Annotated in this window: 27 protein-coding genes; 13 read left to right on the top strand and 14 right to left on the bottom strand. The window is 58.8% G+C overall.

Annotation, left to right across the window (positions count from 1 at the left end):
• Positions 1-5: 5 nt before the first annotated feature.
• The 4 genes from KQI82_RS14140 (at position 6) to KQI82_RS14155 (ending at position 4,356) form a co-directional block, all read left to right on the top strand.
• Positions 6-1,202, top strand: coding sequence for a M20 family metallopeptidase (locus KQI82_RS14140; RefSeq protein WP_216633341.1), 1,197 nt, complete (start codon positions 6-8; stop codon positions 1,200-1,202).
• 66 nt (positions 1,203-1,268) lie between these two features.
• Complete coding sequence (locus KQI82_RS14145) at positions 1,269-2,201, top strand: carbon-nitrogen hydrolase family protein (protein WP_216633342.1); 933 nt, start codon at positions 1,269-1,271, stop codon at positions 2,199-2,201.
• A gap of 21 nt (positions 2,202-2,222) precedes the next feature.
• Positions 2,223-3,626 carry a sodium/glutamate symporter gene (locus tag KQI82_RS14150; RefSeq protein ID WP_216633343.1) on the top strand — a complete coding sequence of 468 codons (1,404 nt, stop codon included), beginning with the start codon at positions 2,223-2,225 and terminating at the stop codon, positions 3,624-3,626.
• A gap of 364 nt (positions 3,627-3,990) precedes the next feature.
• The gene (locus KQI82_RS14155; RefSeq protein ID WP_216633344.1) at positions 3,991-4,356 is read left to right on the top strand and encodes a DUF1294 domain-containing protein; all 366 of its coding nucleotides are present in this window, start codon (positions 3,991-3,993) and stop codon (positions 4,354-4,356) included.
• 51 nt (positions 4,357-4,407) lie between these two features.
• Here the strand turns inward: KQI82_RS14155 and KQI82_RS14160 are convergent, their stop codons facing one another.
• The gene (locus KQI82_RS14160; RefSeq protein ID WP_216633345.1) at positions 4,408-5,784 is read right to left on the bottom strand and encodes a D-alanyl-D-alanine carboxypeptidase family protein; all 1,377 of its coding nucleotides are present in this window, start codon (positions 5,782-5,784) and stop codon (positions 4,408-4,410) included.
• A 167-nt stretch (positions 5,785-5,951) separates the two neighbouring features.
• On the opposite strand from KQI82_RS14160, the gene KQI82_RS14165 reads away from it, so the two are divergent.
• The 4 genes from KQI82_RS14165 to KQI82_RS14180 are packed head-to-tail and all read left to right on the top strand — an operon-like array spanning position 5,952 to position 9,375.
• The gene (locus KQI82_RS14165) at positions 5,952-6,353 is read left to right on the top strand and encodes a ComEA family DNA-binding protein (protein ID WP_216633346.1); all 402 of its coding nucleotides are present in this window, start codon (positions 5,952-5,954) and stop codon (positions 6,351-6,353) included.
• A 22-nt stretch (positions 6,354-6,375) separates the two neighbouring features.
• On the top strand, positions 6,376-7,053 hold the full coding sequence (locus tag KQI82_RS14170; RefSeq protein ID WP_216633347.1) for a response regulator transcription factor: 678 nt from the start codon (positions 6,376-6,378) through the stop codon (positions 7,051-7,053).
• Positions 7,031-8,455, top strand: a complete 1,425-nt coding sequence (locus tag KQI82_RS14175; protein WP_241426721.1) for a sensor histidine kinase — start codon at positions 7,031-7,033, stop codon at positions 8,453-8,455. Before KQI82_RS14170 ends, KQI82_RS14175 begins: the two co-directional genes overlap by 23 nt.
• The gene (locus KQI82_RS14180) at positions 8,452-9,375 is read left to right on the top strand and encodes a GerMN domain-containing protein (protein WP_216633348.1); all 924 of its coding nucleotides are present in this window, start codon (positions 8,452-8,454) and stop codon (positions 9,373-9,375) included. Before KQI82_RS14175 ends, KQI82_RS14180 begins: the two co-directional genes overlap by 4 nt.
• Before the next feature lie 43 nt (positions 9,376-9,418).
• On the opposite strand, the gene KQI82_RS14185 is transcribed toward KQI82_RS14180, so the two are convergent.
• From KQI82_RS14185 to KQI82_RS14200, 4 genes are all read right to left on the bottom strand, one after another.
• A complete protein-coding gene (locus tag KQI82_RS14185; RefSeq protein WP_216633349.1) occupies positions 9,419-9,928 on the bottom strand; it encodes a nitroreductase family protein in 510 nt (169 codons plus the stop codon).
• Positions 9,929-10,096: 168 nt separating this feature from the next.
• A complete protein-coding gene (locus tag KQI82_RS14190) occupies positions 10,097-10,639 on the bottom strand; it encodes a hypothetical protein (protein WP_216633350.1) in 543 nt (180 codons plus the stop codon).
• Between the two features lie 11 nt (positions 10,640-10,650).
• The gene (locus tag KQI82_RS14195; protein WP_216633351.1) at positions 10,651-11,091 is read right to left on the bottom strand and encodes a cell wall hydrolase; all 441 of its coding nucleotides are present in this window, start codon (positions 11,089-11,091) and stop codon (positions 10,651-10,653) included.
• A gap of 272 nt (positions 11,092-11,363) precedes the next feature.
• Positions 11,364-11,792 carry an HAD family hydrolase gene (locus KQI82_RS14200; protein WP_216633352.1) on the bottom strand — a complete coding sequence of 143 codons (429 nt, stop codon included), beginning with the start codon at positions 11,790-11,792 and terminating at the stop codon, positions 11,364-11,366.
• Between the two features lie 171 nt (positions 11,793-11,963).
• Between KQI82_RS14200 and KQI82_RS14205 the strand changes: the two genes are divergently transcribed.
• From KQI82_RS14205 to KQI82_RS15915, 3 genes are all read left to right on the top strand, one after another.
• On the top strand, positions 11,964-12,707 hold the full coding sequence (locus KQI82_RS14205; protein ID WP_216633353.1) for an SDR family NAD(P)-dependent oxidoreductase: 744 nt from the start codon (positions 11,964-11,966) through the stop codon (positions 12,705-12,707).
• 161 nt (positions 12,708-12,868) lie between these two features.
• The gene (locus tag KQI82_RS14210; RefSeq protein WP_338148989.1) at positions 12,869-13,897 is read left to right on the top strand and encodes an MATE family efflux transporter; all 1,029 of its coding nucleotides are present in this window, start codon (positions 12,869-12,871) and stop codon (positions 13,895-13,897) included.
• A gap of 5 nt (positions 13,898-13,902) precedes the next feature.
• On the top strand, positions 13,903-14,223 hold the full coding sequence (locus tag KQI82_RS15915; protein ID WP_338148990.1) for an MATE family efflux transporter: 321 nt from the start codon (positions 13,903-13,905) through the stop codon (positions 14,221-14,223).
• Between the two features lie 41 nt (positions 14,224-14,264).
• On the opposite strand, the gene KQI82_RS14215 is transcribed toward KQI82_RS15915, so the two are convergent.
• The 6 genes from KQI82_RS14215 to KQI82_RS14240 all read right to left on the bottom strand — a co-directional run bounded on the left by KQI82_RS14215 (position 14,265) and on the right by KQI82_RS14240 (position 20,280).
• Entirely contained in the window at positions 14,265-15,044 is a 780-nt protein-coding gene (locus tag KQI82_RS14215; protein WP_216633354.1) for a pseudouridine-5'-phosphate glycosidase, read from the bottom strand.
• A complete protein-coding gene (locus tag KQI82_RS14220) occupies positions 15,044-16,138 on the bottom strand; it encodes a sugar ABC transporter substrate-binding protein (RefSeq protein WP_216633355.1) in 1,095 nt (364 codons plus the stop codon). The genes KQI82_RS14215 and KQI82_RS14220 overlap by 1 nt, the downstream gene beginning before the upstream one ends.
• Positions 16,139-16,202: 64 nt before the next feature.
• Positions 16,203-17,150 carry an ABC transporter permease gene (locus tag KQI82_RS14225; protein WP_216633356.1) on the bottom strand — a complete coding sequence of 316 codons (948 nt, stop codon included), beginning with the start codon at positions 17,148-17,150 and terminating at the stop codon, positions 16,203-16,205.
• Positions 17,147-17,884 carry an ATP-binding cassette domain-containing protein gene (locus KQI82_RS14230; protein WP_216633357.1) on the bottom strand — a complete coding sequence of 246 codons (738 nt, stop codon included), beginning with the start codon at positions 17,882-17,884 and terminating at the stop codon, positions 17,147-17,149. The genes KQI82_RS14225 and KQI82_RS14230 overlap by 4 nt, the downstream gene beginning before the upstream one ends.
• Before the next feature lie 200 nt (positions 17,885-18,084).
• A complete protein-coding gene (locus tag KQI82_RS14235; protein ID WP_216633358.1) occupies positions 18,085-19,431 on the bottom strand; it encodes an S-layer homology domain-containing protein in 1,347 nt (448 codons plus the stop codon).
• Between the two features lie 12 nt (positions 19,432-19,443).
• Positions 19,444-20,280: a helix-turn-helix transcriptional regulator gene (locus tag KQI82_RS14240; RefSeq protein WP_216633359.1), complete on the bottom strand. Its 837-nt coding sequence runs from the start codon at positions 20,278-20,280 to the stop codon at positions 19,444-19,446.
• Positions 20,281-20,482: 202 nt separating this feature from the next.
• Between KQI82_RS14240 and KQI82_RS14245 the strand changes: the two genes are divergently transcribed.
• Together KQI82_RS14245 and gctB are read left to right on the top strand one after the other, a co-directional pair.
• Positions 20,483-21,583 (top strand): CoA transferase subunit A, encoded by a 1,101-nt coding sequence (locus KQI82_RS14245; RefSeq protein ID WP_216633360.1) that lies wholly within the window; start codon positions 20,483-20,485, stop codon positions 21,581-21,583.
• A gap of 16 nt (positions 21,584-21,599) precedes the next feature.
• Positions 21,600-22,397 carry a glutaconate CoA-transferase subunit B gene (gene gctB / locus KQI82_RS14250; RefSeq protein ID WP_216633361.1) on the top strand — a complete coding sequence of 266 codons (798 nt, stop codon included), beginning with the start codon at positions 21,600-21,602 and terminating at the stop codon, positions 22,395-22,397.
• Positions 22,398-22,536: 139 nt separating this feature from the next.
• On the opposite strand, the gene KQI82_RS14255 is transcribed toward gctB, so the two are convergent.
• Genes KQI82_RS14255 through KQI82_RS14265 form a run of 3 tightly spaced genes read right to left on the bottom strand, consistent with a single transcriptional unit; the run spans position 22,537 to position 25,061 of the window.
• Positions 22,537-22,947, bottom strand: a complete 411-nt coding sequence (locus KQI82_RS14255; RefSeq protein WP_216633362.1) for a biotin/lipoyl-containing protein — start codon at positions 22,945-22,947, stop codon at positions 22,537-22,539.
• A gap of 15 nt (positions 22,948-22,962) precedes the next feature.
• Positions 22,963-23,280 carry an OadG family protein gene (locus KQI82_RS14260; protein ID WP_277602930.1) on the bottom strand — a complete coding sequence of 106 codons (318 nt, stop codon included), beginning with the start codon at positions 23,278-23,280 and terminating at the stop codon, positions 22,963-22,965.
• 14 nt (positions 23,281-23,294) lie between these two features.
• Positions 23,295-25,061: an acyl-CoA carboxylase subunit beta gene (locus KQI82_RS14265; RefSeq protein WP_216633364.1), complete on the bottom strand. Its 1,767-nt coding sequence runs from the start codon at positions 25,059-25,061 to the stop codon at positions 23,295-23,297.
• Between the last annotated feature and the right edge of the window lie 2 nt (positions 25,062-25,063).

Genomic DNA, 25,063 nt, shown 5'->3' on the forward strand with positions numbered 1-25,063 from the left:
TCTTTATGGACTTTACACCGACTGTTATTGATAATTATGTTGAATCAAATCGAGACGAAGCGATAGCGTGTCTGGTCGAAGCGGTTCAGATCCCCAGTGTCACCGGAGACGAGCTCGCTTTCAGCAAGGTTTTGAAACGTCGGATGGAAGAGAACGGACTAACCGTCGAAACGGATGCTGAGGTGGAAGGGCGCCCGAACCTGCTGGCGGACTGGCAGGGAACGCGGCCCGGCAAGCGGTTTGTGTTTAACGGCCATATGGATGTATTTCCACCTGATACAGTCGATCCCGGACCGTTCGGCCCATGGGCGGGGACAATTTCCGACGGCTGGCTTTTTGGGCGCGGCGCGGCAGATATGAAAAGCGGAGACTGCGCAGCTTTGATGGCAGTTGCTTTCCTGCGGCGAATGGGTTTTGATCCTAAAGGCAGTGTTCTGCTCAGTTATATGGTGGACGAAGAAAATGGAGGAACTCATGGAGTACAGTATCTGCTGAAGAAAAATAAGTTACAGGGGGACTTCGGCATCTGCATGGACTGTTCTGCCGGAAAGCTTCTGGTGACTCATGGCGGCGGCATCCGCGCATCCTGTACCTATACTTCAGAGCCTCGGCATTCAAGCATTCGCTATCCTGGGAAAAACGCTTTGCGGAAAGCGGCCGTGGCGATCAATGAGCTCTATAAAATAGACGATCGGCTGGGAACTGTGTATCCGGAAAACTTTGACCAGCCCTGTATGTCCATCAATCTTTTGCATGCGGGAACGGCAGCGAATGTGCATCCCGCGCAGGCAACCTTTACGATTGATCGCCGTTTAGTTCCCGGTGAAGATCGGTATGCCGCTCTAAAGGAGATAACGGATACGCTTGATCGACTGAAGGAAGATGATGCGGAATTCGATTATCAGTTTGAGATTTCTTCGATGAGCCCCTACCTCGATATCCCGGAAGACGATCCATTTATCCAGCTTTTACAAAAGTCTTATGAACAAATCATGGGGAAGCCAGTTGAGATATTCCGCCGCGCGGGAGGCTCTGACGCTTCTTTTATCAGGGAAAGCACCGGAATGCCAATCCCGAACTTCGGTGTTGCCGAGGATCGGGGAGAAGGCGGAAGCGGCAGGCCCGACGAGAGGGTGAACGTGCAGGGTTATCTGGACTTTATCAAGGTTTATATGATGGCAGTTGTAAACGCGCTCAGCTGATTTCAGTGAAACAGATTTTTTGAAACTCCTGAACAAATAAGCGATTGCCGCGGATAAGGAGAAACTATGAGTAAGGACATCATCAATATAGCGGTCGTAAATTTCAACGCGCTGTGGGGCAATAAACAGCAAAATTTAAGCCGGATCATTGAATATACGGATATTGCTGGTAAAAACGGTGTGGAAATGATTGTTTTCCCGGAAACTGCCCTTTCAGGCTACGATGATGACAGTGCGCATATCGACAGGGGTGAAAAAATGCACACTGTGTTAGCCGAAACAATACCGGGTCCTTCAACGGATGTTTTGACTGAGATCGCTCAAAGGTATGGCATATACATTATTTTTGGAATGCCTGAACGCGATTTGAATGATGCGAAAAAAATATACAATTCGGCGGCAATTCTTTACCCGGATGGAAAAGTGGATTCCTATCGCAAACTGCATCTGCCTTTTTCCGAGGGGAACTGGGCTGTTCGGGGGGACTATCCTGTAATGATCGACACGCAGTGGGGCCCTGTCGGCGTATCTATCTGCTATGATACCTACTGCTTCCCTGAATTGATCCGATATTACCGGGCAAAAGGGGCACGGCTATGCCTTAATGTGACAGCCTGTCCTGATTCAGAGTGTACGCGTGTTTCTGCAAGGACGGCAATTCCCGCATATGCCGGAATCAACTATCTGTTCATTGCATCTGCCAACCTTGCAGGGCGGGATAGGACAAGCTGGTTCATTGGGGGATCCAATGTGACCGGCCCGCACAGAACTGAAAGAGGTTGGGGTGAAGCCCACACATATGTTGGCAAAATGTTCGATGCGGCTAACAGCAATACCCCGGGGATATTCATGGGGGCGGTTGACTTGAGTATAGCGGACGCGGGAACAGATACACCGTTTTTTGCGGTAAATCCCGCCATCCACGAACCGGATTTTAGACCTGCAATGTATAAACGTATGTATGAAGACTTGCTTTCAGACGGCCGTTGGAAAGTCTGAACATGGATTGGGAGGAAATGTATGGATACATCACAGTATGGTTCTCTGATGACAGAGATATTGAAGGCATTCTGCATTTGCGGAGGTCTTCTGCTGGTTGGCACATTTTTACGAGCGAAAGTAAAACTGTTTCAAAATTTCTACCTCCCCGCTTGTGTGATCGGCGGATTTATCGGTTTGTTGCTTAGCCCCACTGTAATGGGGAATCATGCAATTTTAAATATCTCAGCGGAGACCAACGCCATCCTTTCGAACATCCCGTCTGTATTGTTTATGCTGATTATGGCGGCGATGCCGATGTGCTCGGCATCGCTCTCCCGAAAGTCACTGCGGGGCAAAGGAGATGTGTGGTCGCTTGCAATTTTAATCACAATAATTTTCTGCCTGCAGTTTGCGATCGGCTTTGGAGTAAATGCAGCTTTTACAGCAGCCGGCAGGCCAACATACGCTGCATTCGGTGCAGAACTCGCGCAAGGTTTTACCGGTGGGCACTCAATTGCTCCCATGCACGGTTCGATGCTCCAGTCCCTTAATCAGCCCTATTGGGAAACAGCTCGGGGTGTTACTATTACTGTTGCCACTGTAGGTATCATTGCGGGAATTGTCTGGGGCGTCATTCTGATTAATATAGCGGTCCGCAAAGGATACACAAATTATATTGATAAACCTTCTTCCATTCCTGAAGAAATGCGGGTCGGTTTGTATAAATCCGTTGAGGATCAGCCTTGGATCGGAAAGCAGACCACAAATTCCGCCTCTATTGACTCGTTTGCTTTCCACCTTGCTCTGATTCTCCCTGTGGTGGGCGCTGGCTATATCATCAATGATCTTGTTCAAAAATACCAAGTCCCCGTATTTAAAGAGTTTGCTGCATGGGTCTATATGCTGATCGTAATGTATATTGTTTGGCCGATTATTTGTAAACTTAAACTGGACCGGCATTTTAACGCTGAAACAAAAAGCAAGATCACCGGCACCATTACAGAGTTCATTATTGTCGCAGCAATTGTGAGCATTCCGTTAAAACTTGTGATGGAGTACTGGCTCCCCATCCTTGTCACATGTGTGCTGGGCTTGCTTTTTACACCGCTTATCCTTTGGTTCGGCGCAAAGAAATTCCTTGTAAAAGACTGGGCGGAAAAGATTATGGGGCCTATCGGAATGAACCACGGTGACTTCATCACCGGTGTTTTGCTGATCAAAATGGTGGATCCCAATATGAAGTCCAGTGCACTTGAGGATTTTTCTCTTGCGTATGCAATCCATAATTTGTACGCTTTGCCATTGTTTGTATTCATTATGCCCTATGTGATCAATCACGGAGCGGTGAGCGCCGCCTTGGTCTGTATAGCTCAGGTAATTGTTCTTGCTATCTTATTAGTTGTCTGTGGAAATCTTTTCAAAAAAGCAGGTAGTGCAAAATAATCAACAACGTGTTTTTCCAACGATCCGTATGAGGGTAACTCTTCCTATACAATACGTTTTACTTAGTTTTACATCATGCCAGGACCTCCTGCCTAAATACGGCGGGAGGTCCTGACAACTGAGCGGAAAAGCTGGGGAGGAATTGCAGGATACCCGGGTATAATACGCTTCATCTGTTCTGCCGTCTACGGCATGGATACACCCGGCGGCAGTAGTCCGGAATCCAACTCCCAGCTTTATAACTGCACTATCCTGGCGGCCAAAAATCCCCACGGCCGTCTGCGCCCTTGCAAAAGGCGGAGGCATCTGCTAAACTGAACTGGCCGGAAGTCCGGCCAATTTCCTTTACGACAGGGGGATTCCCATGGCTTTCTTCTTGACCGCCCCTTTACCCGAGGCGCAAAATGATTTCTTTCTCACCTTCCTTGGCTCCCCCTGGGGGCTGCTGGCCGGCTACCTGCTTGCGATCAATCTGATCGCCTTTCTGATATTCGGCGTGGACAAATGGAAGGCCAGGCGAAAAAAGACCCATGAATCCATTCGCCGGGTGCCGGAGAAGACCCTCTTTTTGCTTGCGGCGATAGGCGGCAGTTTGGGGGCGCTTATGGGGATGAAGGCCTTTCACCACAAGACGCTGCACAAGACCTTCACCATCGGCATTCCGCTGATCCTGGTTCTCCAGATCGTGATTCCCCTTGGTTTATTCGTCTATTTCCGCTTTATCCGCTGAATGCCATTGCCCAAATAAAAAAGCCGTGGAATTTCTTCCACGGCTTTTTTATTATCTCCGTCTTCCCCGGTAATTGCGGCCCCGGCCCACTTTTCTGCCGTAGCGATAACGCCGCCGGCCCACCGTCAGCCTCCAGCCCACCATCAGAAGGACCAGCAGCAAAAGGATCACCAAAATCACCTTGACGATGGTCCTCGAGAAGAAGTTCCTGACGTTTTTCTGGAACACCAGCAGCTTGGACGCCTCGATGCTGTCATAGGCCAGCAGCTTCACCGTGGCGTAATCGTGGTCCTCATAGCTGAGGGTGACCTCCCCCAACACGTCGCCCTTCTCCACCGGCGCCTCCACCGAATCCTGATAAAGCGTCACCCTCCGCTTCAGGCTCTCCGGCTCCAGGCTGTTGGGCAGCAGGGCCTCCACATCCGACGCCGGATGGGCCACCACATAGTTCACGTCCTTGGACAGCGACACAGGCACCTCCTGGATCATATCGGCCTGGGTCAGGAGGGTCTTTCGTGAGAAGTTGTTGAAGCCCCACTCAAAGAGGCGCTTTGTCTCGGAAAAGCTCTGGGTCTGGGTCTTTCCGTCGGTCAGGGAAACCCGCTCCGCCCCCAACACCACGCTGATGAGGGACCGGCTTCCCTCCACCGCGGAGGACACCAGACAGTAGCCGGCGTCAGAGGTGGACCCGGTCTTGATGCCCCGGGCCGCGGAATAAGTGTAGCCGATGGCCCGCCAGTTGGACAGCAGATAGTTGGTGGTGTGCAGCACCCGCGCCTCCGACAGATTGGTGGCCGGCACGGTGATCTGGGCGGTGTTGCAGATGGTCATGAAATCCGGATGTCCCATGGCCTCCCTTGTGATGAGATAGATATCCCAGGCGGAGGTGTAGTGCTTGGCGTCGTGAAGGCCCGTGGCGTTGACAAAGTGGGTGTTGGTACAACCAAGCTCCTCTCCGCGCTGGTTCATTCGCTCCACAAACGCCTCCACACTGCCGCTGACCCGCTCGCCCAAGATGTTGCAGGCCTCGTTGGCCGAAACCACCAGCATGCAGTAGAGGAGGTTCTCCACGGTCATGATCTCCCCCTCTTTGATGTTGGCGGAGCTGCCGTCGTCCGCCAGCCCCTCAAGAGCGGAGGCGGTTACGGTGATCTGCTCGTCCATGGAGAGCTTTCCGCTGTCCACCGCCTCCAGCACCAGCAGGGCCGTCATCACCTTGGTGATGCTGGCCGGGTAGAGCTCATCGTGCTCATTTTTGGCATAGAGGACCTCCCCCGTGTCCCCGTCCACCAGCAGCGCGGCCTTGGCCGCGACCTCCATCACCGGGACGGCGTCCCCTTCCTCCGCGGGCGCGGCAAAGGGTATGGCCACCAGGCTCAGCATTAGGGCCAGTATGAAAAAAACAGACAGGAACCGTTTCATTTTCATGGTACACTCCCATAATCTATGCTATAATAGCTGCAAAGCGGCTATTATGCTGAAATCCAGATGAATCTGCCGCGGCAGAGCGGGGACGACACTCTGCCCCATGTTTCGACTTTATAGTAGTATATCAAATAATTTTCTTGAGTTCAACTGTGAGAAGGAATTTACAGATGACAAAAACCGACTGGGCCCTGCTGGCCGTCACCGTCTCCTTTGTTCTGATACTGACCGCCATGTACAGCCGCGATCAGGGCGGCCGTGACGCGATGACCTACACCATTACCACCGCCCACGCAGCGCCGGAGCCCACCGCGCCTCAGGTCCAGCCCATCAACCTCAACACCGGAGGCCTGGATGAGCTGATGCTCCTGCCCGGCATTGGGGAAGTCATTGCCCGGCGGATCATCAGCTACCGGGAGGAGCACGGCCCGTTCCAGTCCATTGAGGAGATTATGAACGTCAGCGGCATCGGCGAGGCCACATTCGCGGACATCAAAGAGCAGATCACCGTGCAGACAAGCTGGAAGAAGGGGCCTTCTTCCCGATGCGAAAAGCGCCCTGAGGCGGCTTAACTGGAAAAAGGAGGACAAGACCTTGCGGATACTGGTCGTGGACGACGAAAAGCTCCTGGTCAAGGGGATGAAATTCAACCTGGAGAACGAAGGGTATGAGGTGGAGTGCGCTTACGACGGCGCGGCGGCGGTGGAGCTGGCCCGGGACGGCCGGTTCGACCTCATCATCCTGGACGTGATGATGCCGGAGGTGGACGGCCTGGAGGCCTGCATGCGCATCCGGGAGTTCTCCAACGTGCCCGTCATCATGCTCACCGCCAAAAGTGAGGATACAGACAAGATCATCGGCTTTGAGTGCGGCGCCGACGACTATATCACCAAGCCCTTCAACATTCTGGAGCTGAAGGCCCGGGTCAGGGCCCTGCTGCGGCGCAGCACCGGCGTCCAGCGCGCCGGCGGCGGCACGCTGACCGTTGGGGACATCACGCTGGATACGGAGCAGCGGGTGGCCGTCCGGGAGGGCCGGACCGTGGACCTCACCGCCAAGGAGTACGACCTCATCGAGCTGCTGATGCGCAACCCCCGCCGGGTCTACAGCCGGGAAAACCTGATGAACGTGGTGTGGGGCTACTCCTATGCCGGAGACTACCGGACGGTGGACGTCCACATCCGCAGGCTCCGGGAAAAGCTTGAGAAGGTACCTGCGGAGCCGGAGCACATTCTGACCAAGTGGGGAGTTGGCTACTATTTCAAGGCATAGCTTACAGTACAAGTTCGGCCTGTCCTACATTCTTGTCATCATCGCCGTGCTGATCCTGCTGAACACCTATCCTCTGATCGTCTCGGAAAACCTGGTGTTCCAGTCCAAACAGAGCACGCTGCAAAACAACGTGACGGTGATGGTCTCGGCCCTCAGCGGTCTGGACCGGCTGACCGAGGAAAACGTGACCGCGGCCATGACGGTGGTGGAGGAGACGGGAATCTCCCGCATCCTGGTCACCGACGCCAAAGGCAAGGTCCTCTACGACACCCGGGAAACCGGCGGTGCCGTGGGTTCCTATGCCCTTTACACGGAGATTGTCCAGGCTCTGGACGGCAATGACACCTTTTATTGCAGCTTCAGCGACGATGCCTTCCGCAGCCGGGCCTCCTCCCCTGTGCTCTATCAGAACCAGATCATCGGTTCGGTCTACGCCTATGAGTACGACACGGCGCAGGCCAGCCTCCTGCGGGGCTTCCAGAGCAACCTGCGCAGCCTCTCCATGGTGGTGGGGCTGTTGGTGCTGGCTCTCTCGGCCATCTTGTCCCGGGCCCTGACCCGCCAGATCAGCGATCTGCTCTCCGCCATCCGGAAGGTCCGGGAGGGCGCCTACAGCCACCGGGCCGAGATCCACGGCCACGATGAGATCGCCCAGATCGCCACAGAGTTCAACAGCCTCACCGACCGGCTCCAGACCACGGAGACGGCCCGGCGGAGGTTTGTCTCCGACGCCTCCCACGAACTGAAGACGCCCCTTGCGGCCATCCGGCTGCTGTCCGACTCCATCCTGCAGACGGAAAACATTGACCCGGACACCACCCGGGAGTTCGTGGCCGACATCGAACGGGAGGCGGAGCGCCTCAGCCGCATCACCGAGGACCTTTTGCAGCTGACCCGCCTGGACGGCGACCTGCTGGCCCCCGCCGTGGAGGTGGAGCTGCTGCCGGTGGTGCGGCAGGTGGTGCGGATGATGGAGCTGGTGGCCACGGAAAAGAACATCAGCCTGACCTATCAGGCTCCCGACTTCCCCTGTTTCGTCCTCTCCACCCGGGATGAAATCCATCAGGTGATTTACAACCTGCTGGACAACGCCGTCAAATACAGCGGCGAAGGCGGCTGGGTCCAGCTGCGGCTGGGAAAAGAGGCGGAGCAGGTGGTCTTGGCGGTGGAGGACAACGGCATCGGCATCCCGGAGGAGGACCTGCCCCGGATTTTTGAACGCTTCTACCGGGTGGACAAGGCCCGGTCCCGGGCGGCCGGCGGCACCGGCCTGGGACTGGCCATTGTCAGCGACACGGTGCGCAGGCGGGGCGGCTCCATCACCGCGGCCAACCGTTCGGGCGGCGGGACGGTGTTCACCGTCCGCTGGCCCGCCGCCGGGGAAGGGGGGCAAAGCGAATGAAAAGCCTGCTGACATGTCTTTTGTGCTCTTTGGTACTGCTGACCTCCGGCTGCGCCTATGCGGTCAGGCAGTCCCAATCCTCCGACGAGGATGTCTATCAGCTCTACTACGCCGTGAAGGACCTTGAGATGGTGCAGGGCGGGGACGCAATCAGCGCTGAAACCATTCCCGTGACTCAGATCGATCCCCTTCCCACCCGTGAGATGGCGGAAGCGCTTCTCACCGTGCTGCTGGACGGGCCGAACACCACCACCCTGCGAAGCCCCATTCCCTCCGGCACAAAGCTTTTGGACCTGACCATCAGCGGGCAGCACGCCCACGTGGACCTGTCCGCCTCCTACGGTGCCCTCTCCGGCATTGCCCTGACCATCGCGGATTACTGCATCACGCTGACGCTGACTCAGCTGCCGGAAATCACCGTGGTCTCCATCACCGTGGAGGGTCAGCCCCTGGCCTATCGCAACAGCCAAAACTTCACCGCCCACGACGTGCTGCTCTCCAGCACTGCGGATGTCATTCGGACCCTTGATGTTTCGCTGTACTTCTTAGACAGCGCCGGCGGCCTTGTCCCGGAGCAGCGCACCCTGGAGCTCTATGAGGGCGACACCCAGGCCCTGGCCCTCGCCAACGCATTGGTGTCCGGGCCTCATGGCAAGGGGCTCACCTCTGCTCTGCCGGAGAACTTCTCCGTGCTGTCTGTCTGGCTGGAAGAGGGCATCTGCTATTTAAACCTGCCCTCTGCCCTGCTGACGGACAATACGCAGTCGCCGGACCAGCAGGCCCTCACCGTGGCCGCACTGGTCAACTCCCTCTGCTCCCTGGACTCCGTGGACAGCGTCCAGATCCTGGTGGACGGAGAGCTGCGGAATTTTTACGGCTCCATCTCCATCGGAGGACTTCTCTATCCCACCGCGCCATAAAGATCAGAGGCGGCCCGCATGGGCCGCCTCTGATCTTCTCTCATCATAGGTACGTAACCATGTCCTCCAGTGGATTTCGCTGGCTGTGCAGATGGGCCGGATGCGCCCCCTCCGCCGCGTAGCCCACCGGCAGCAGGGCAATGACCTTCACCCCCTGGAGCTGCGGAAGCTCCCGCTCCAGTTCCACCGGGTCGAACATCCCCACATAGGTGGTGCCCAAGCCCAGGGCGGCGGCCTGAAGCATGATATGGGCCGTCGTGATGGCCGCGTCAATTTCCCCGTGGTTTTTTCCATCGCTGCGCACCCAGGCCGCGGACGCATCATAGCCCACCGCCAGAATGACCGGCGCCCCAAAGTGACAGGGCGTGCACTGGTTCACCTTTTCTATCGCCGACCGGCTGCGCAGGACGAAGATGCGCTGAGGCTGTAGGTTCTTCGCCGTGGGAGAAGCCTGCGCCGCCTCCAGCAGCAAGTCTAACTTCTCCTGCTCGACGGGGCGGGAGCTGAACTTCCGCAGGGAGTAGCGCTCTTTCACCAGTTCTGCAAACTCCATCGTCATTCACTTCCTTATTCAGAATATGGTGCGGCGGTGCGATTTCTCTCCGGCCGCCTGAATCTCTCCGGTTATCGTAGCACAGTTCTTTTCTTTCTGCAATCCGAATGCCCCGGTACTCAAAAAAACAGCGCGGGGCAATCCCCGCGCTGTTTTGCCTGCTGCGGATCAGGACTGTCTCCATCCGTTTCGCTGCAGAATTTCGTTGCAGGCGTCCCGCCGCTGCGTGTCATAAAACTCCATAAATTTCAGTGAGTAGATGTCGCTGACGATGTAACGGTCCCGGGGCTCCTGATAGATGGTGACGTAGTCATTGCCCACATCGTAGAGGATGCCCTCCCAGGACACCATATTCTGGGTCCCCACCAAAAACGTAGCCACAATATAGTTGCCCTTATTTTGGGCCAGCATCGCCTTCAGGGAGCCCTTGTAAACCTCTTCTCTTGAGACCGGCGCCTCAACAACATCTGCGGGCAGGTTGTTTCTCATTTGAAGCGTATTGCCGGTAGTCCCGGCGCCGGTCTCCAGGTTTGCCATTCCGGACTCTGTTCCGGTGCTCATTGGCATGGACGCGTCCGTGCGGGGAAGCGGGGTTCCGGCTGTAAAAGGAACCACATTTTGCCCGGCATTCTCCAGCCGGCGCATCTCCTGGGCCCAACTCCCGGTTCCCACATTGGAATAGCCCGGGGCGCTGTTGGAATTCATATACATAATGACACCTCTTAAGTCTTGTAGTAAGCGTTTGTCGGATTGTAAAAGCAATGGTCGCCGATGCGCGTCTGCCAATATCCCACATTGGAGGGGAACTGGGAGCGGCATTTGGAGGAGAATGGATTGTAAAACCACAGGGACTCCGCCACATCCGGCAGACGGTTTCCCGCAATGGCCCAATCAGCAATGTCATAGTGTATCTGCTGCGGGCGCATATTGTAGATATTCTGCGGGTTATACGCCCCGCCTTCCGTCTCGCTGGCACAGACAAATTGTCCCGGTTGAAAAATGATATTGCGGATGCTGCCCTGCCCAATGCGGGCATACTCTCCGCCAGTGGCGTTCACCCGGTTCATCACCACGCCCGCCACCGCCTTCATCCCGTTATCGCCCTCTCCTCCCGCCTCGCATTCAATCAGACGCGCCAATAATTCACGATCTGAATAAGCCATATAACAACACACTCCTGTTGGATACACCATTCTATGCAAAGAACGCCCAAAGGTGCGCCAAGCGGCACAGCCGGAGCCCCGCCGCCCGCAGGCGGCGGAATCCCAGCGTCCCCCGTCCCGAGGAGCGCCGCAACCGCGCCCCCACATCCAATGGCGGCGCGACGAGAGCAAGCGACGGCGGCGCACACCGCTGCCAGGAGCGCGCAGACCCGGCCACGCGGCGAAAAAGGGAGCAGTGCGCTGTACGCGCACTGCTCCCTTTTGACTTTCATTCACCGCCGCACCATGGAGGAGAAGTCCTCCATCACCTCATCGGCAGCGGAGCGCACCTCCTCTTCCGCGGCCCGGCCCAAAATCCCAACTGTCCGGAATTTTGCCGCTTTAGCGGAGCGCAGGACCTCCGGGTCCCCGGAGAAAACCGCCAGCATGGACTTCGGCAGCTTCATCCTTCTGGCCGCCTTCCAGCACAGCTCTCCGCTGTCTCCCTCGGCCTCATCGCCGGCCACGATCCCCCGGAAGTAATCCGACAGGTCCAGCTCATCCAGCCGCCGCACCGTCTCAAGGCGCTGGTCCGTAATCAGGTACATCCACACATCCTCTAACTTCATCAGGGTCAAAAACTCCCGTACCGACGGGCGAACCGCGCCCCCATCGTCCAAAAACGTGCTGTTCCAGTCAAAAATCGCGCCCTGCATCCGCACTGCCGATCCCTCCTTTTTGAAGGTAGTATACTACTTTTTTCCCGCGCTGCAAAGAGGGAACTGTGCGGCGCTTTTGATCACATTTGCGTCTATATTGACAGGCGCATGTTCTCTTGCTAAGATGGGCATATTAAAAACAGGCAAATCACAAAAGAACGAGGAGGTCTTTCCGTGTTGCATGGAAAAGTGGCTATTGTCACCGGCGGCAGCCGTGGAATCGGATACGCGGTGGTGGAAAACTATCTGGCAAACGGCGCGTCCGTTGCACTGTTTGCCTCCCGCCGGGAGTCGGTGGACAAGGCCCTGCAAAAGCTTGCAGAGAAATATCCCAACGCGCCTGTCATGGGCCTGTATCCGGACTTATCCGATCTATCCTCCGTGGAGGAAGCCTTTCGCCAGGTCAAGGACCGGTTCGGCAGGATCGACATTCTGGTCAACAACGCCGGAATCTCTGCCCGGGAGAGCATTTTTGACTACAAGTCCGAGGACTTTGAGCGGATCATCAGCCTGAATGTGACCGCTGTATTCAACTGCTCCAAGGTGGCGGCCGCCTATATGCGCCAGCAGGGCGGCGGCGTGATTCTCAACGCCAGCTCCATGGTCACCCGCAACGGTCAGAGCGCCGGCTGCGGATATCCCACATCCAAGTACGCCATCAACGGTCTGACCCGTTCCCTTGCAAGAGAGTTAGGACCCCACCACATCCGCGTCAACGCCGTGGCGCCCGGCGTCACCCGGACGGACATGGTGTCAAACCTCCCCCAGGCCATGGTGGACCGGTTGCTGCCCTCCATCCCCCTGGGCCGCATGGGCGAGCCGGAAGAGGTGGCCAACGCCTACCTGTTTCTGGCCAGCGACATGGCCAGCTATATCACCGGCTCGGTCCTCCATGTGGACGGGGGCGCCATCACCTGATTGCCTTGACTTTCCGTCCAACTATTGCTATACTGTGACCCGTAAAGTAAAATCTATCGGGTGAGCACCTACCGTATGCAAGGCTGTTCTTGCATACGGTAGTTTATTATGCCCCGCCTTTTCCCGGCTGTCGGAACACGCCAATGACTTGAGGTGACGCCATGCAAAAATCAGAGAACATCCGCCCCGGCCAGTCCGGCGCCATTGCCCGGACGCTGATACAATTCAGCCTTCCGCTCATCCTCAGCGGTATCCTGCAGCAGCTTTACAACTGGGCGGATGCGTTTATCGTGGGCAATGTGGAGGGTGAGCTGGCTCTGGCCGCCATCGGAGCCACCGGCACGGTGGTCAACTTCTATCTGATGACCATCACCGGCTTTGCCCTGGGCCTCTCCATTGTGTTTGCCCAGGTATTCGGCAGCGGGCAGACGGAGTTCATCCCCAGGGTGCTCTCCACCTTCTCCCTGCTCCTTGGCTCCATCTTCCTGATACTGGCGGCCGTGGGTATCGGAACGTCCGGCTCACTGCTGCGGCTGATGCACACCACCCGGGACACAGTGGCCCTGGCGGAATCCTATCTGCGCATCATCCTGTCAGGCATCCCCTTTCTTGCGGTTTACAACGTATATTCTGCGGCGCTGCGGGGCATTGGGGACAGCCGGGCCCCTTTTCTTGCCATTGTCTTCTCCTCCGTGGTCAATGTGGTCCTGGACATTCTGCTTGTGGCGCTTTTGCGCTGTGGCGTCGGCGGGGCCGCTGCCGCAACGGTGCTCTCCCAGGCGGCGATGACTGCCTTCCTTGTGGTTTACAGCGTAAAAAAGCAGCCGCTGCTGCGCTTTCGCTTCAGCCGGAAAGCGCTGGACCGCGAGGCGTTGGTACAGGGCGTCCGCCTGGGTGTTCCTCCCATGATCCAGTCCAGCGTCAGCGCCTTCGGCAGTCTGCTGCTCCAGAACTTTATGAACGGCTTTGGAACCCAGACCGTGGCGGCGATCACCACGGCGTATCGGGTGGACACCATCATCCTGCTGCCCATCATCAACCTTGGGTCCGGCATCTCCACCATTGTGGCCCAAAACCATGGCGCGGGAGAGGCGCAGCGGACCCGGAGCATTCTTTCCGTGGGCACGGGGCTGATGACCATTGTGTCCCTTGGGATGACCGCCCTGGTCATTCCACGGGAGGATATCTGATCGCCATGTTCGGCGTGGGCCCGGAGGCCACGGAAATCGGGCGGGACTTCTTCCTGCACATCGCCTGCTTCTATGTGGTCTTCGGCCTTGCGACCGCGGTCCGCGGCTTTCTGGAGGGGCTTGGGGATGTGCTCTACTCCAGCGTGGCGGGCATTGTGTCGCTGACCGCCCGCATTGCCGCCTCCTATGCTCTGGCAGCGTATTTCGGCAGCAGGATCATCGCCTACGCCGAGGCCTTTTCCTGGGGGGTGCTACTGATCCTGTACCTGGCCCGCATGGTGCGGATCAGGCGCCATCCCGCAGTGACGCGCGCTGAAAGGCACTGAGGGCAAAAAAGAGACTGCCGGCAAACCGGCAGTCTCTTTTTCTATTTCAGCTCCTGGGCCAGCCGGACATTGGCCAGAAAGGACCGCAGCTGCATCCAGGAGGACTCCCCTCCGGTGCGCCGGTCGATTTCGCCGTTGGCCGCCGGGTGATAGTACTTCCCCGCGGCCTCCGCCTGCTTTCCGGCGGAGATGGCCGCGTGCAGGATGGAGAGGTCCACGACCCGCTCCTCCTCCGGGATGGGCCGGAGCAGCAGAAGGCCGCGCTCCGCGGCGCGTCTGACCGCTTCCGCCGTCCCGTAGTCGGCAAAGCTCTCGTCCATCGCCACGCATGTGCTGTGGAAGAGGTAACCCGTGCACTCGCTCCCCGCCACGTGGACGCCGTGCTGCCACAGCCAGCCGAAGGTGGCCGGCACATCCAACATGTCCTTGGGCGCCGTGGCCAGCAGGGCCACCGGATAGCGCACCAGCGCCGGAAGGTCCGGGCACAGCTCTTCGCCCCGGATGTCCCCGATGCCGCCGATGCCGCAGCTCACCGCAAGAAAGACGCCCAGGCGATGGCATGCGGCCATGGTGCCGGAGGCCGTCAGCGCTCCGGAGGCACCGCTTTTCAGGGCATCCTCCAGGTGATCGCAGTCGATGCGACCCACCTCTTTCCCCCTGGTCCGGAAGGGCAGGTACTCCTCCATGGTGCCCACTTGAAGCGCTCCGCGGTCCACCCAAGCAAGGCAGGACCCCTCGACGGTCCAGGCCGCCCGCAGCTCCTCATTGGAGATGGACCGCAGCCCGTGGGTCAGCAGGGCCGTTTCCGCCAGAAAGTCCATTATTTCCAGTCGTCCATCTCTCTGACGTTATCCACGCTCACCAGCGTCAGAGGCAGGTAGATGGGATCGGCGTACTCCGTTCCCTGGGCCATGGCAACGGCCATCTTCAGGGCGGCCTCGGTGTACTTGACGCTGGAGTAGGACATGGAACCGGTCATGGTTCCCTCCTTCATGGCAGCACGGGAGTCCTCCGTGAAGTCCACTCCGTACACCAGCACATCGCTGCGGCCCTCAGCGCCCAGCGCCTCCACCGCGGCCAGCGCCATCACGTCGTTGCAGGCAAAAATGGCTTTCAGCTCCGGGTGTTCGGTGAGGATGTCCTTGGTAGCGTCATAGGCCTTTGTGGCATCCCAGTCGCAGGGGACCGAGGCCACCAGGTCAATGCCCTCGGCGGCTTCCAGCACCTCGGTGGCGCCGGCGGTGCGGCCCTCAGACTGACCGGCGCCGGTCAGGCCCTGCAAAATGGCGACCTCGCCGCCGGAGCTCAGGCGGGCAATGATGTCGTTTGCCACGGTCTGACCCTGCTCTTTAAAGTTGACGGTGATCTTGCCGTCCAGGTGGCCGCCGGCCTCCGCCAGGGCGTCCGTGTCCACGCCGGGACCCAGGTTGATGACCTTGACGCCGTTTTCATTGCACTTCACAATGCCGGGGATCAGGTTGGTGCCGTCGATGGGAGAGACCAAAATCACATCGTAGTCCATATCGGCCATGGTCATCAGCACATCCAGCTGGGACTGGGTATCGCCTTCGGTGGTGCCGGTCTGAACGTCGATGGTGACGCCCAGCTCCTGAGCAGCCGATTCATAGCAGTCCTTCATGGTCACCCAAAACGGGTTCGTGAGGGAGATGATGACCGCGCCGAACTTCTCCTCGCCGCTGGCGGCGGGAATCTGGCCCAGCTGCGCGGAGAGGGCCTGGTCCACGGAGTCGTAGAGCTGGCTCACCATGCCGTCTCCGGACGGAGTCTGGCTTCCGGACGCGGCGCTGCCGGAGCCGGATGCGCTGCCGGAGCCGGATGCTCCGCCATTTCCGCAGCCGCCCAACAGGGCCACCACCATTACAAGGGACAGCAGGAGAGTCCATATCCTTTTCATGTTCTTTTCCTCCAAAATTTGAATGTAATCTATTATGCGGGGGAATCCCCTCATAACCATTTACTCAGGCGATCCGCTGACGCCGCTGGCGCAGCTCCGCCGATACCACCGCGCACAGCAGGATCGCTCCGGTGATGAACTGCTGGTAATAGGACGAGACGCTCATCAGCGTGAGGCCGTTTCGGATCATGCCCAGCAGGAATACCGCCACCACCGTACCAGCCAAAGAGGCACTGCCGCCGGAGAGGGGCGTGCCGCCCATGATGACCGCCGTGATGGCGTCCATCTCCATATCCAGCCCCGCGTTGGGCTCGGCGGAATTGAGACGGGCGGTGATGATGATCCCCGCCAAAGCAGCCAGCGCGCCCATGGCGGCAAAGCAGCCGATGCGGTATCTCCCCGTGTCCACGCCGCTGCGCCTCAGCGCCTCCGGATTGCCTCCCAACGCCGTCAGGTAGTGGCCCCAGCGCATCTTATACATCAGGGGAAAGGATGCGGCGATCAGCAAAACCGCCATGGTCACGCCGGATTCCATGCCAAAGAGGTCCCCGCAGCCAAAGCTCCGGAACGCCTGGGAAAACTTAGTCACCGGCGCGCCCAGCGTCAGCATCAGCGCCAGCCCCCGGTAGAGAAAGGAGGTGGCCAGGGTGATAATCAGCGCGTTGATCCGACTCAGGTGGATCAGCGTCCCGTTGACCGCGCCTAAGGCCCCGCCCACAATAATCCCCGCCGCCACGGACGGCGCCGCGCTCCACCCGCCGTGCATGGCCTGGGCCATTACAATGGCGCTGAGAGAGAGGATGGACCCCACGGAAAGGTCGATGGCCCCGGAGGCCACCACAAAGGTCATGCCGACGGCCAGAATCATCCGGTAGGAGTTGGCCTCCAGGATGTTGACCACGTTTTTCCAGGAAAAAAAGGAACCGGTGCGCAAACTTAAAAATCCTGCCAGAAGCAGGCAGAAAGCCACTAAAATCCAGACGGAGGCATGGCGGGCAAAGTGTTTTTTCATCTCTCTTCGCTCTCCTGGCGCAAAATCATGGCGTGGATCGCCTCGGGGCTGGAGGAGGCGGTCATCACGTCGGCAATGCAGCGCCCCGCCCGCATCACCACCACCCGGTCCGCCACGTCGAACACCTGGTAGAGGTTGTGGCTGACCAGCACCTGGGTCATGCCCTGGCCGCGCAGGCGGCGCAGCAACTCCAGCGTGTTGTGGGATTCCCGGATGCCCATGGCCGCCGTGGGCTCGTCTAACAAAAGGATCTTTCCCGGCGTGCGCAGGGCCCTGGCAATGGCCAGCCCCTGGCGCTGGCCGCCGGAGAGGTTCCGCACCGGCAGCTCCAGGTCCGGGATGTGAATCTCCAGCTGATCTATCAGCCGCCTGGTCTCCCTCCGCATGGCCTGCCGGTCGATCAGCACGCCGCAGCGCATGGGCTCACAGCCCAAAAAGACGTTTTCATAGCTGTTTTTATAGTTGTCCAGTGAAAGGTCCTGGTACACGGTCCGGATGCCAAGGTCAATGGACTGGCGGATACTCAGCCGGGGATAATCGCCCTCCCGGGTACGGATGGTCCCGCCGTCGGGTTCCAGGTTCCCGGACAGAATTTTGATCAGCGTGGACTTGCCGGAGCCGTTGTCGCCCACGATGGCGGTGATCAATCCGCTGACGATCTCCGTGTCCACGCCGTCCAGGGCCCGGATCGGGCCGAAATGTTTCCTGATTCCCTTGAGCGTCAGCAGCGTCACCAAACTCCTCCATCCTGTCCTGTTTCATGTATACTGACTCTACCGTCCTTCCTCCGGAAAGTCCAATTGAACTTTTCTCTCATAAGAGTTTATATCATCGTTTTTGACGATGATATAAACTCTGCTCACGCAAAAGGCCGCAAAAAGAGACCTGTGCATTCCCACAGGTCTCTTCCCTTGAATCTTTATGAAACCGCACCCTATTGGGCGCAGCGGAACAGAATCACCGCCAATTGGCTCCGCCGAACCAATTCCCCCGGACGGAGCATCCCCTGTTCATCGCCCCGCAGGATTCCCTCTTCCGCGGCCCAGCTCAGGGCGGGCACAGCGTAAGGCGAGGCCGCTGTCCCGTCCGAAAAGCCGCTCAGGTCTGCCTGGGCCTCTCCAGCGCCCGCCCATCGGTACAGCATGGCCGAAAGCTGCTCCCGGGTGAGGTTCTGATCCGGCCGGAAGGAGCCGTCTGCGCAGCCGGTGACGATTCCCCGCTCCACGGCCCAGGAGACGGCATCGGTGCACCAGGCCGGCAAATCGGAAAATACCGCCTTGCTCCGGGGAGCCGGTGTGCCCGACATCCGCCACAATACCACGGCCATCTGGGCCCGGGTCACCGAATCCCCGGGGCCAAAGGTCCCGTCCGCCCTGCCGTTCATCCAGCCCTGAGCGCTGACAAAGCGGACCTCTCCGGCGCACCAGGCGTCAAACGCCACGTCAGAAAAGGGGCGCAGCACACTCACAAGCTGCTCCGCCAACACCTGATGGCCCGCGTCATTGGGATGGAAATCCAGGTTCAGGGGGCTGAGCGAGGCGTTGCACAACCGCTCCGCCGACCCGCCAAAAGCACTGTACACATCGGCGATCCATACGCCGTCCACGCTCCGGATCACCTCGTTGAGGCGCTGGACACACAGCCCCGCCTCTCGGGCCAGCTGAAGAAAAAACCCCTGCTCCATCCACTGATACGGGTGGTACTGGGTTGCCACCACCAGGACGGCCTCCGGATTCTTTGCCCGCAGCGCGGTCACAGTGGCGGACAGATTCTCCCGGCAGCGCTCCAGCGCCGAATGGAGGGCCTGCTGATCCGCATTGTCCTCCAGACGGACGAAGTTGAGCAGGATCGCAGCTGCGATCTGTATGGCCTGGGCGTCCCCGCCCATCAGCCGGGCCTGTGCCTCCCAGAACGTTTCTCCCAGGCCGGCTGCCACCCGTTCCATCAAGAGCTTGGCCAGATCGTTCCCGCCGATTGTGATGGAGATGGCGGCGGCGCCTTCCACCGCGTCATCTATCGTTCCGCCCTCCACCAGCGCCCTCAGATCTGAGGTGTCCGCGCCGTTCACGGCCCGATTGTCCCAATCGAGGCCCAGTTCCTCCGCCGCACGGGCGGCAAAGGACAGTTGGCGGCACTGCTCCGCGTCATCGGCCAGCCCATACCCGGTGGTGATGCTGTCCCCAAGGGCCAGCAGGACACGGCCGGAGGCACGGACGGGGATGGACAGCAGAGGCAGCACCAGTGCAAGAATCAAAACCGTTCCTATCCACGTTCTTTTCATCGCTGTCCCTTTCTACTGTTTGTCTCCCTCGGAGAACTGCCGGGCGTACTGCTTGGGAGAAATCCCGGTCATGGAGGTAAAGGTCCGGATAAAGTGCTCGTTGCTCTGGAAGCCCACCGCCTCCCCGGCCGCCTGGACCCGGACGCCGTCCTGGAGGAGCAGCCGCGCCTTGAGGATCCGGCTGCTGATGAGGTACTCCATGACGGAGAACCCGGTAGCCGCCTTGAAGCAGTGGCTCAGGTGGTACTTGCTGATATAGAATTCCGAGGCGATCTGGTCCAGCGTCAGCTTCTCCGTCATATGCTCCTGGAGGTAGTCCAGCACCGCGCTGATCTGGAGGGAGTTGCTCTTCATGCTGTGCTTGGGCAGCTCCGGTTCCTTTTTCCGGGGTTTTGCCAAACTCAGCACCTCAATCAAAAACTTGGTCAGCAAAAAGAGCTCCTCGATGTCCGCGCCGAACTCCGTGCTGTGGGCCTCGCAGCGCCTCTCTAACTGTCCTAAGAGGTCCCGGAAGTACTCCGTCCGGTCTCCTAATTCCACCATATACTGGGCGTTGTGGATGCGCTCGCTGAGGTTGGTTTGGGTGGTGGACAAAAAGTCCAGGGTCTGCACCGGCACATGGAGCACAAACCGCTTATAGGGCCTTGAGGCCAGCGTTTTATGAAGCGTGGCGTCCGGCAGGACAAACAGCACCGACGGCCGCAGCGGGTAGGCCTCATTCTCCACGAACAGCTGATCTCCGCTGGACACCGGCAGCAGAAATTCCACGCTTTCATGGAAATGCGGCCGATCCATGTACCAGGAGTCGTCCCGGCTCATCTTCAGATAAAAGGCCGGCAGTTGCATCATACCGCTGCTCCTTCCTCTTGTATCTGCACAAAAACAATAAAACGCAAGAAACGTTAATTTTTTAGCGCAACAAGACATTTACTAACTTTGCTTGTGTGGTATTCTTATAGTATCTGAGTCTATGAGAAAATACAAGAGGTTTGTCTGAATTTGCTGAAAAAAGAACTCACAGCAACAGAAAATAATGGTTGGAGGCTTTTTTATGGGAAAAGTATGCACACTTTCCGAAGCAATCGCAAAGTACGTCAACAGCGGCGACACCATTAGCTTCGGCGGTTTCACCACGAACCGCAAGCCCTATGCGGCGGTCTACGAAATTCTCCGCCAGGGACAGAAGGACTTCACTGTCTGGGCCGGTCCTGCCGGCGGTGACTGGGATATGCTGATCGGCGAGGACCGCGTCAAGGCATACATCAACTGCTACACCGCCAACTCCGGCTTTACCAACGTGTCCCGCCGGTTCCGCGCGGCCATTGAGTCCGGCAAGCTGACCTATGAGGACTACAGCCAGGACGTGCTGATGCTTCAGCTGCACGCCGCGTCTTTGGGCCTGCCCTTCCTGCCTGTGCGCCTGATGCAGGGCTCCGGTCTGACGGAGTTCTGGGGCATCAGCAAGGAAAAGCGCGCTGAACTGGACACCGTGGACAACGACAAGTTTGTCATGGTCGACAACCCCTTCAACCCCGGTGAGAAGGTCGTGGCCGTGCCTGTGCCCAAGTTAGACACCGCCATCATCCACGTTCAGAAGGCCTCTCCCGACGGCACCTGCATCATCGAGGGCGACGAGTTCCACGATGTGGACATCGCCATTGCCGCCAAGAAGACGATCGTCACCTGCGAGGAGCTGGTCTCCGACGAGTACATCCGCCGCGACCCCACGCTGACCCGCATCTTCGGCGAGTGCGTATGCGCCGTGGTCCACGCCCCCTACGGCGCATGGCCCGCCCAGTGCTACGGCTACTATGACGACGATCCCGACGCCCTGATTGAGTACGACAAGGCCTCCAAGTATCAGGATGCCGAGGATGCCAAGGCCCAGCTGGCCAAAGCCGCGGACAAGGCGGAAAAGGCCGCCGCCAAGAACCCCGACGACGCCAAGGCCGCTGAGACCGCCAAGCGCGCCAGAGCCGCGGCTCAGGCCGCCGCCGAAGGCACCGCCATCCCTGAGACCTTCCAGGATTTCCTGAACAAGTGGGTTTACAGTGCGAAGGATCATGACGAGCTGTTAGATAAAATCGGCGGTTCCCGGCTGATGAAGCTGAAGAACGTCCCCGGCCTGGGTTATGCCGGCAAGATTCAGTAAAGGGAGGGCATCAATCATGTCTGAATACAGCAATTATACAAAACAGGAAATGCAGGCGTACGCCATTGCCAAGAATATCCAGGAGAACCAGATCGTCATCGTCGGCACCGGCCTGCCCCTGATCGGCGCCTCTTTGGCCAAGCGGGTGGTTTGCCCCTCCTGCCATCCTATCGTGGAGAGCGGTCTGATGGACTGCGCTCCCATCGAAGTGCCCCGCAGTGTGGGCGACAACCGCTTCATGGCCCACTGTGCCGTGCAGTGGCCCAACATCCGCTTCATCGGCTTTGAGGCCAATGAGTGGCTCCACGACGAGGACCGTCTGATCGCCTTTATCGGCGGCGCCCAGATCGACCCCTATGGCAACGTGAACTCCACCAGCATCGGCGACTACAACAACCCCAAGACCCGTTTCACCGGCTCCGGCGGCGCCAACGGCATCGCCACATACTGCAACACCATCATCATGATGCAGCACCAGAAGCGCCGCTTCATGGATAAGATCGACTACATCACCAGCTGCGGCTGGATGGACGGCCCCGGCGGCCGTGAGCGCGCGGGCCTGCCCGGCAACCGCGGTCCCCAGATGGTGGTCACCGACCTTGGCATCATGAAGTTTGACGAGGCCACCAAGCGCATGTATCTGGCCTACTACTATCCGTTCTCCTCCCCCGAGATGGTCCAGGAGAACACCGGGTTCGAGGTGGACGTCTCCCGCGCCCAGCTGATGGACGGCCCCAGCGAGGAGATCATCCGCGTCATCCGCGAGGAGATCGACCCCGGCCAGGTCTTCATCAAGCTGCCGAAGAAGAAATAAGCTTTTTTATCCGATCAGTCCGGCCTTTTTGAGGCCGGACTGATCTTTTTCCGCTGTCTGAATAAGAAAACGGCATGCGCCGCCCCGGTTGAGCGGGGCGGCGCATGCCGTTTATGAAAGAAATTGAGAAACGATGAACTCAGCCGATCTGCACCAGCTGCTGGCCGGCCTCCAGGTCGGAGCCAACGCTGACAAAGATCTTCTGCACGGTTCCGGCGGCGGGGGCCATGACCTCGTTCTCCATCTTCATGGCCTCGAAGGTCAGCACCACCTGGCCGGCCTTCACCGCGTCACCCTCCTTGACGGGAATGCTCAGCACCTTACCCACCATGGGGGCGGTCAGGACGCCGGCGCCGCCGGCGGGAGCGGCGGCCTTGGGAGCGGCAGGGGCAGCCGCGGGGGCGGGAGCCGCAGCGGGAGCAGGAGCCGCGGCCTTGGGGGCGGCAGCCACGGGGGTCACCTTCTGGATCTGGACGCCGCCGTCGACTTCCTTCTCAGCCACCTCGACGTCGTAGGTCTTGCCATTGACAGTAATGGTATAAGCTCTCATAGTTCGATTCTCTCCTTAGTCCTGATTCACGTGCACACAGTCACGCACCATAGGATCGGTTACAACAATGTCGGTTGCAACAGCGCGATAGGTATCTCCGCCGCTGCGGACCATGGGGTTGGCTTTTCTTTTTTGCTCAAAGGCGTAGATCGCGGCCGTCAGGATCGCAATCAGCTCACCGTCGTCGGTATCCGTCTTCCCGGTCTGCTCCGGCTCCGTCTTGATGCGGAGCAGCAGCGGGAACAGCTTCAAAATGACCATCAGCATGATCAGGCCGGAAAAAACGATACCCATACTGACGAGAGATACGCCCAGTGACTCTATACCGGACATATACTCACCTCAGCTTATTTCTTCAGATTATCCCAGTCCCGGAGAATGCGGGGCGTCATCATCTGGTGGAAGGGGCAGATGGACTGGGGGTTCTGATAGGCGGAGCCGACGAAGGCGCAGATATAGCGGCGCAGCTCATCCATCTTCACGATCTCATCCACAAAGCCCACCTTGGCGCAGAAGTCGGGGCGGGAATTCTTGGTGTAATCCTGGATCAGCTTATTCATCTTCTCGATGGTGGGCTCTATGTCCTTGCCCTCCTTCTGATCCTTCACCAGGCGGCGCGCATACATGGCGGCCGCGGCGGTCTCGCCGTGCATGACGTAGACCTCGGTGGCAGCGGTGCCCAGGCTGAACACGTTGGTGTTGTTGCCCTGAGGGCCGCCCATGACATAGTGGGCGGCAGCGGTGCCCTTGCGCAGGGTGATCTCCAGCTGAGGCACCTTGGAGTTCTCAATGGAGTAGATCAGGGACTGGCCCAGGCCCAGCAGCTCAGCCTTCTCGGCGGGATCGCCCACGTCGATGCCGGTGGTATCCTGGAGCCACACAATGGGCAGGCGGTCACGGCCGCACATGGTGACGAACTCGTTCATCTTGATGAGGCCCTGGCGGTACAGCTTGCCGCCCACGCCCATGGCGCCCTCGCCGCGGTAGTCGGGGTAGTTGGGGATCAGGCCCTGATAGTTGGTGATCACGCCGGTCAAAAGTCCGTTGACCTTGGCTATGCCGCAGACGATCTCGGGGCCGTAGCCGTTTTTGTACTCAAGGAACTCGCTGTTGTCAAAGAGGCAGGCCAGCACTTCACGGACATCGTAGGCCCGGCGCTGGTTCAGAGGCACGCGGGAGTACAGCTCCTCACCGCTGTGGGCGGGCTGCTTGGGCTCATCCACGCGGAAGAAATTCTCGTTGTAAGCGGGGATGGCATCCATGTACTTCTTGATGGCGCCCAAGACGCCCTCTTCCTCGGCATAGACCTCGCGGAAGAAGCCGGTCTCGCCAAAGTGGATATGTACTGCTCCGGGAGGATCCACCTTGCCGGCGTTGACGGTGGCGTCGATCAGGGCCTGCGCGGCCTCCTGATCCACATAGCCCTTGGGGTTCATGCCGCCCACGATGCCGGCGCCGCCCACTGCCATGTTGGCCTTTTCATGGGCAATCAGGATGGTGGGGCTGATGGAGTGGTAGCCGCCGCCGGCGGGGTTGGTGCCGTAGATGCCGACGATGACGGGAATGCCCATCTGCTCCAGCTCGGCGTGACGGTAGAAGGGGGTACCGCCGCCCACACGGCCGGCGTAGACCTTCTCCTGCTCATCAAGCTTCACGCCGGAGCAGTTGAGGACGTAAACCAAGGGGATACGCAACTGCTTGGCAATGTCGGTTGCCCGGGTCAGCTTCAGCGCCTGGCCAGGCACCCAGGCGCCGGCCAGCTTCTTGTTGTCGGAGGCAATGACAACGGCCCACTTGTCATGGATCTTGCCGAGACCCGTGATGACGCCGGTGCTGCCGTCCTTGTTGTCGCCGGGGTTATAGAGGCTGTTCAGGGGGCACCAGGTGCCCTCGTCCACCAGCAGCTTGATGCGCTGGCTGGCGGTCATCTGGCCGGCGGCGTTGAGGGACTCGTCCGAGCGGCCCGCGCTCAGGGCCGCCTCAGACTTGGCTTCCAGCTCACCTTCAATGTCCTTCAGGGATTTTGCGTTCTCCTCATTCACCGCGTTCAGAGCCGTGCCGATCTGCGGCATGTTCTGAAAATAGGAGGGCATCGAGTAACCGAATGTGCTCATAA

The organism is Dysosmobacter acutus (genome assembly GCF_018919205.1).
GTDB lineage: Bacteria > Bacillota > Clostridia > Oscillospirales > Oscillospiraceae > Oscillibacter > Oscillibacter acutus.

Excerpts from the sequence above, each read along its gene's own strand:
- KQI82_RS14140 (WP_216633341.1), top strand. The coding sequence starts at position 6 with ATGGACTTTACACCGACTGTTATTGATAATTATGTTGAATCAAATCGA.
- KQI82_RS14145 (WP_216633342.1), top strand. The coding sequence starts at position 1,269 with ATGAGTAAGGACATCATCAATATAGCGGTCGTAAATTTCAACGCGCTG.
- KQI82_RS14150 (WP_216633343.1), top strand. The coding sequence starts at position 2,223 with ATGGATACATCACAGTATGGTTCTCTGATGACAGAGATATTGAAGGCA.
- KQI82_RS14155 (WP_216633344.1), top strand. The coding sequence starts at position 3,991 with ATGGCTTTCTTCTTGACCGCCCCTTTACCCGAGGCGCAAAATGATTTC.
- KQI82_RS14160 (WP_216633345.1), bottom strand. The coding sequence starts at position 5,784 with ATGAAAATGAAACGGTTCCTGTCTGTTTTTTTCATACTGGCCCTAATG.
- KQI82_RS14165 (WP_216633346.1), top strand. The coding sequence starts at position 5,952 with ATGACAAAAACCGACTGGGCCCTGCTGGCCGTCACCGTCTCCTTTGTT.
- KQI82_RS14180 (WP_216633348.1), top strand. The coding sequence starts at position 8,452 with ATGAAAAGCCTGCTGACATGTCTTTTGTGCTCTTTGGTACTGCTGACC.
- KQI82_RS14185 (WP_216633349.1), bottom strand. The coding sequence starts at position 9,928 with ATGGAGTTTGCAGAACTGGTGAAAGAGCGCTACTCCCTGCGGAAGTTC.
- KQI82_RS14190 (WP_216633350.1), bottom strand. The coding sequence starts at position 10,639 with ATGTATATGAATTCCAACAGCGCCCCGGGCTATTCCAATGTGGGAACC.
- KQI82_RS14195 (WP_216633351.1), bottom strand. The coding sequence starts at position 11,091 with ATGGCTTATTCAGATCGTGAATTATTGGCGCGTCTGATTGAATGCGAG.
- KQI82_RS14210 (WP_338148989.1), top strand. The coding sequence starts at position 12,869 with ATGCAAAAATCAGAGAACATCCGCCCCGGCCAGTCCGGCGCCATTGCC.
- KQI82_RS15915 (WP_338148990.1), top strand. The coding sequence starts at position 13,903 with ATGTTCGGCGTGGGCCCGGAGGCCACGGAAATCGGGCGGGACTTCTTC.
- KQI82_RS14215 (WP_216633354.1), bottom strand. The coding sequence starts at position 15,044 with ATGGACTTTCTGGCGGAAACGGCCCTGCTGACCCACGGGCTGCGGTCC.
- KQI82_RS14220 (WP_216633355.1), bottom strand. The coding sequence starts at position 16,138 with ATGAAAAGGATATGGACTCTCCTGCTGTCCCTTGTAATGGTGGTGGCC.
- KQI82_RS14225 (WP_216633356.1), bottom strand. The coding sequence starts at position 17,150 with ATGAAAAAACACTTTGCCCGCCATGCCTCCGTCTGGATTTTAGTGGCT.
- KQI82_RS14235 (WP_216633358.1), bottom strand. The coding sequence starts at position 19,431 with ATGAAAAGAACGTGGATAGGAACGGTTTTGATTCTTGCACTGGTGCTG.
- KQI82_RS14240 (WP_216633359.1), bottom strand. The coding sequence starts at position 20,280 with ATGATGCAACTGCCGGCCTTTTATCTGAAGATGAGCCGGGACGACTCC.
- KQI82_RS14245 (WP_216633360.1), top strand. The coding sequence starts at position 20,483 with ATGGGAAAAGTATGCACACTTTCCGAAGCAATCGCAAAGTACGTCAAC.
- gctB (WP_216633361.1), top strand. The coding sequence starts at position 21,600 with ATGTCTGAATACAGCAATTATACAAAACAGGAAATGCAGGCGTACGCC.
- KQI82_RS14255 (WP_216633362.1), bottom strand. The coding sequence starts at position 22,947 with ATGAGAGCTTATACCATTACTGTCAATGGCAAGACCTACGACGTCGAG.
- KQI82_RS14260 (WP_277602930.1), bottom strand. The coding sequence starts at position 23,280 with ATGTCCGGTATAGAGTCACTGGGCGTATCTCTCGTCAGTATGGGTATC.
- KQI82_RS14265 (WP_216633364.1), bottom strand. The coding sequence starts at position 25,061 with ATGAGCACATTCGGTTACTCGATGCCCTCCTATTTTCAGAACATGCCG.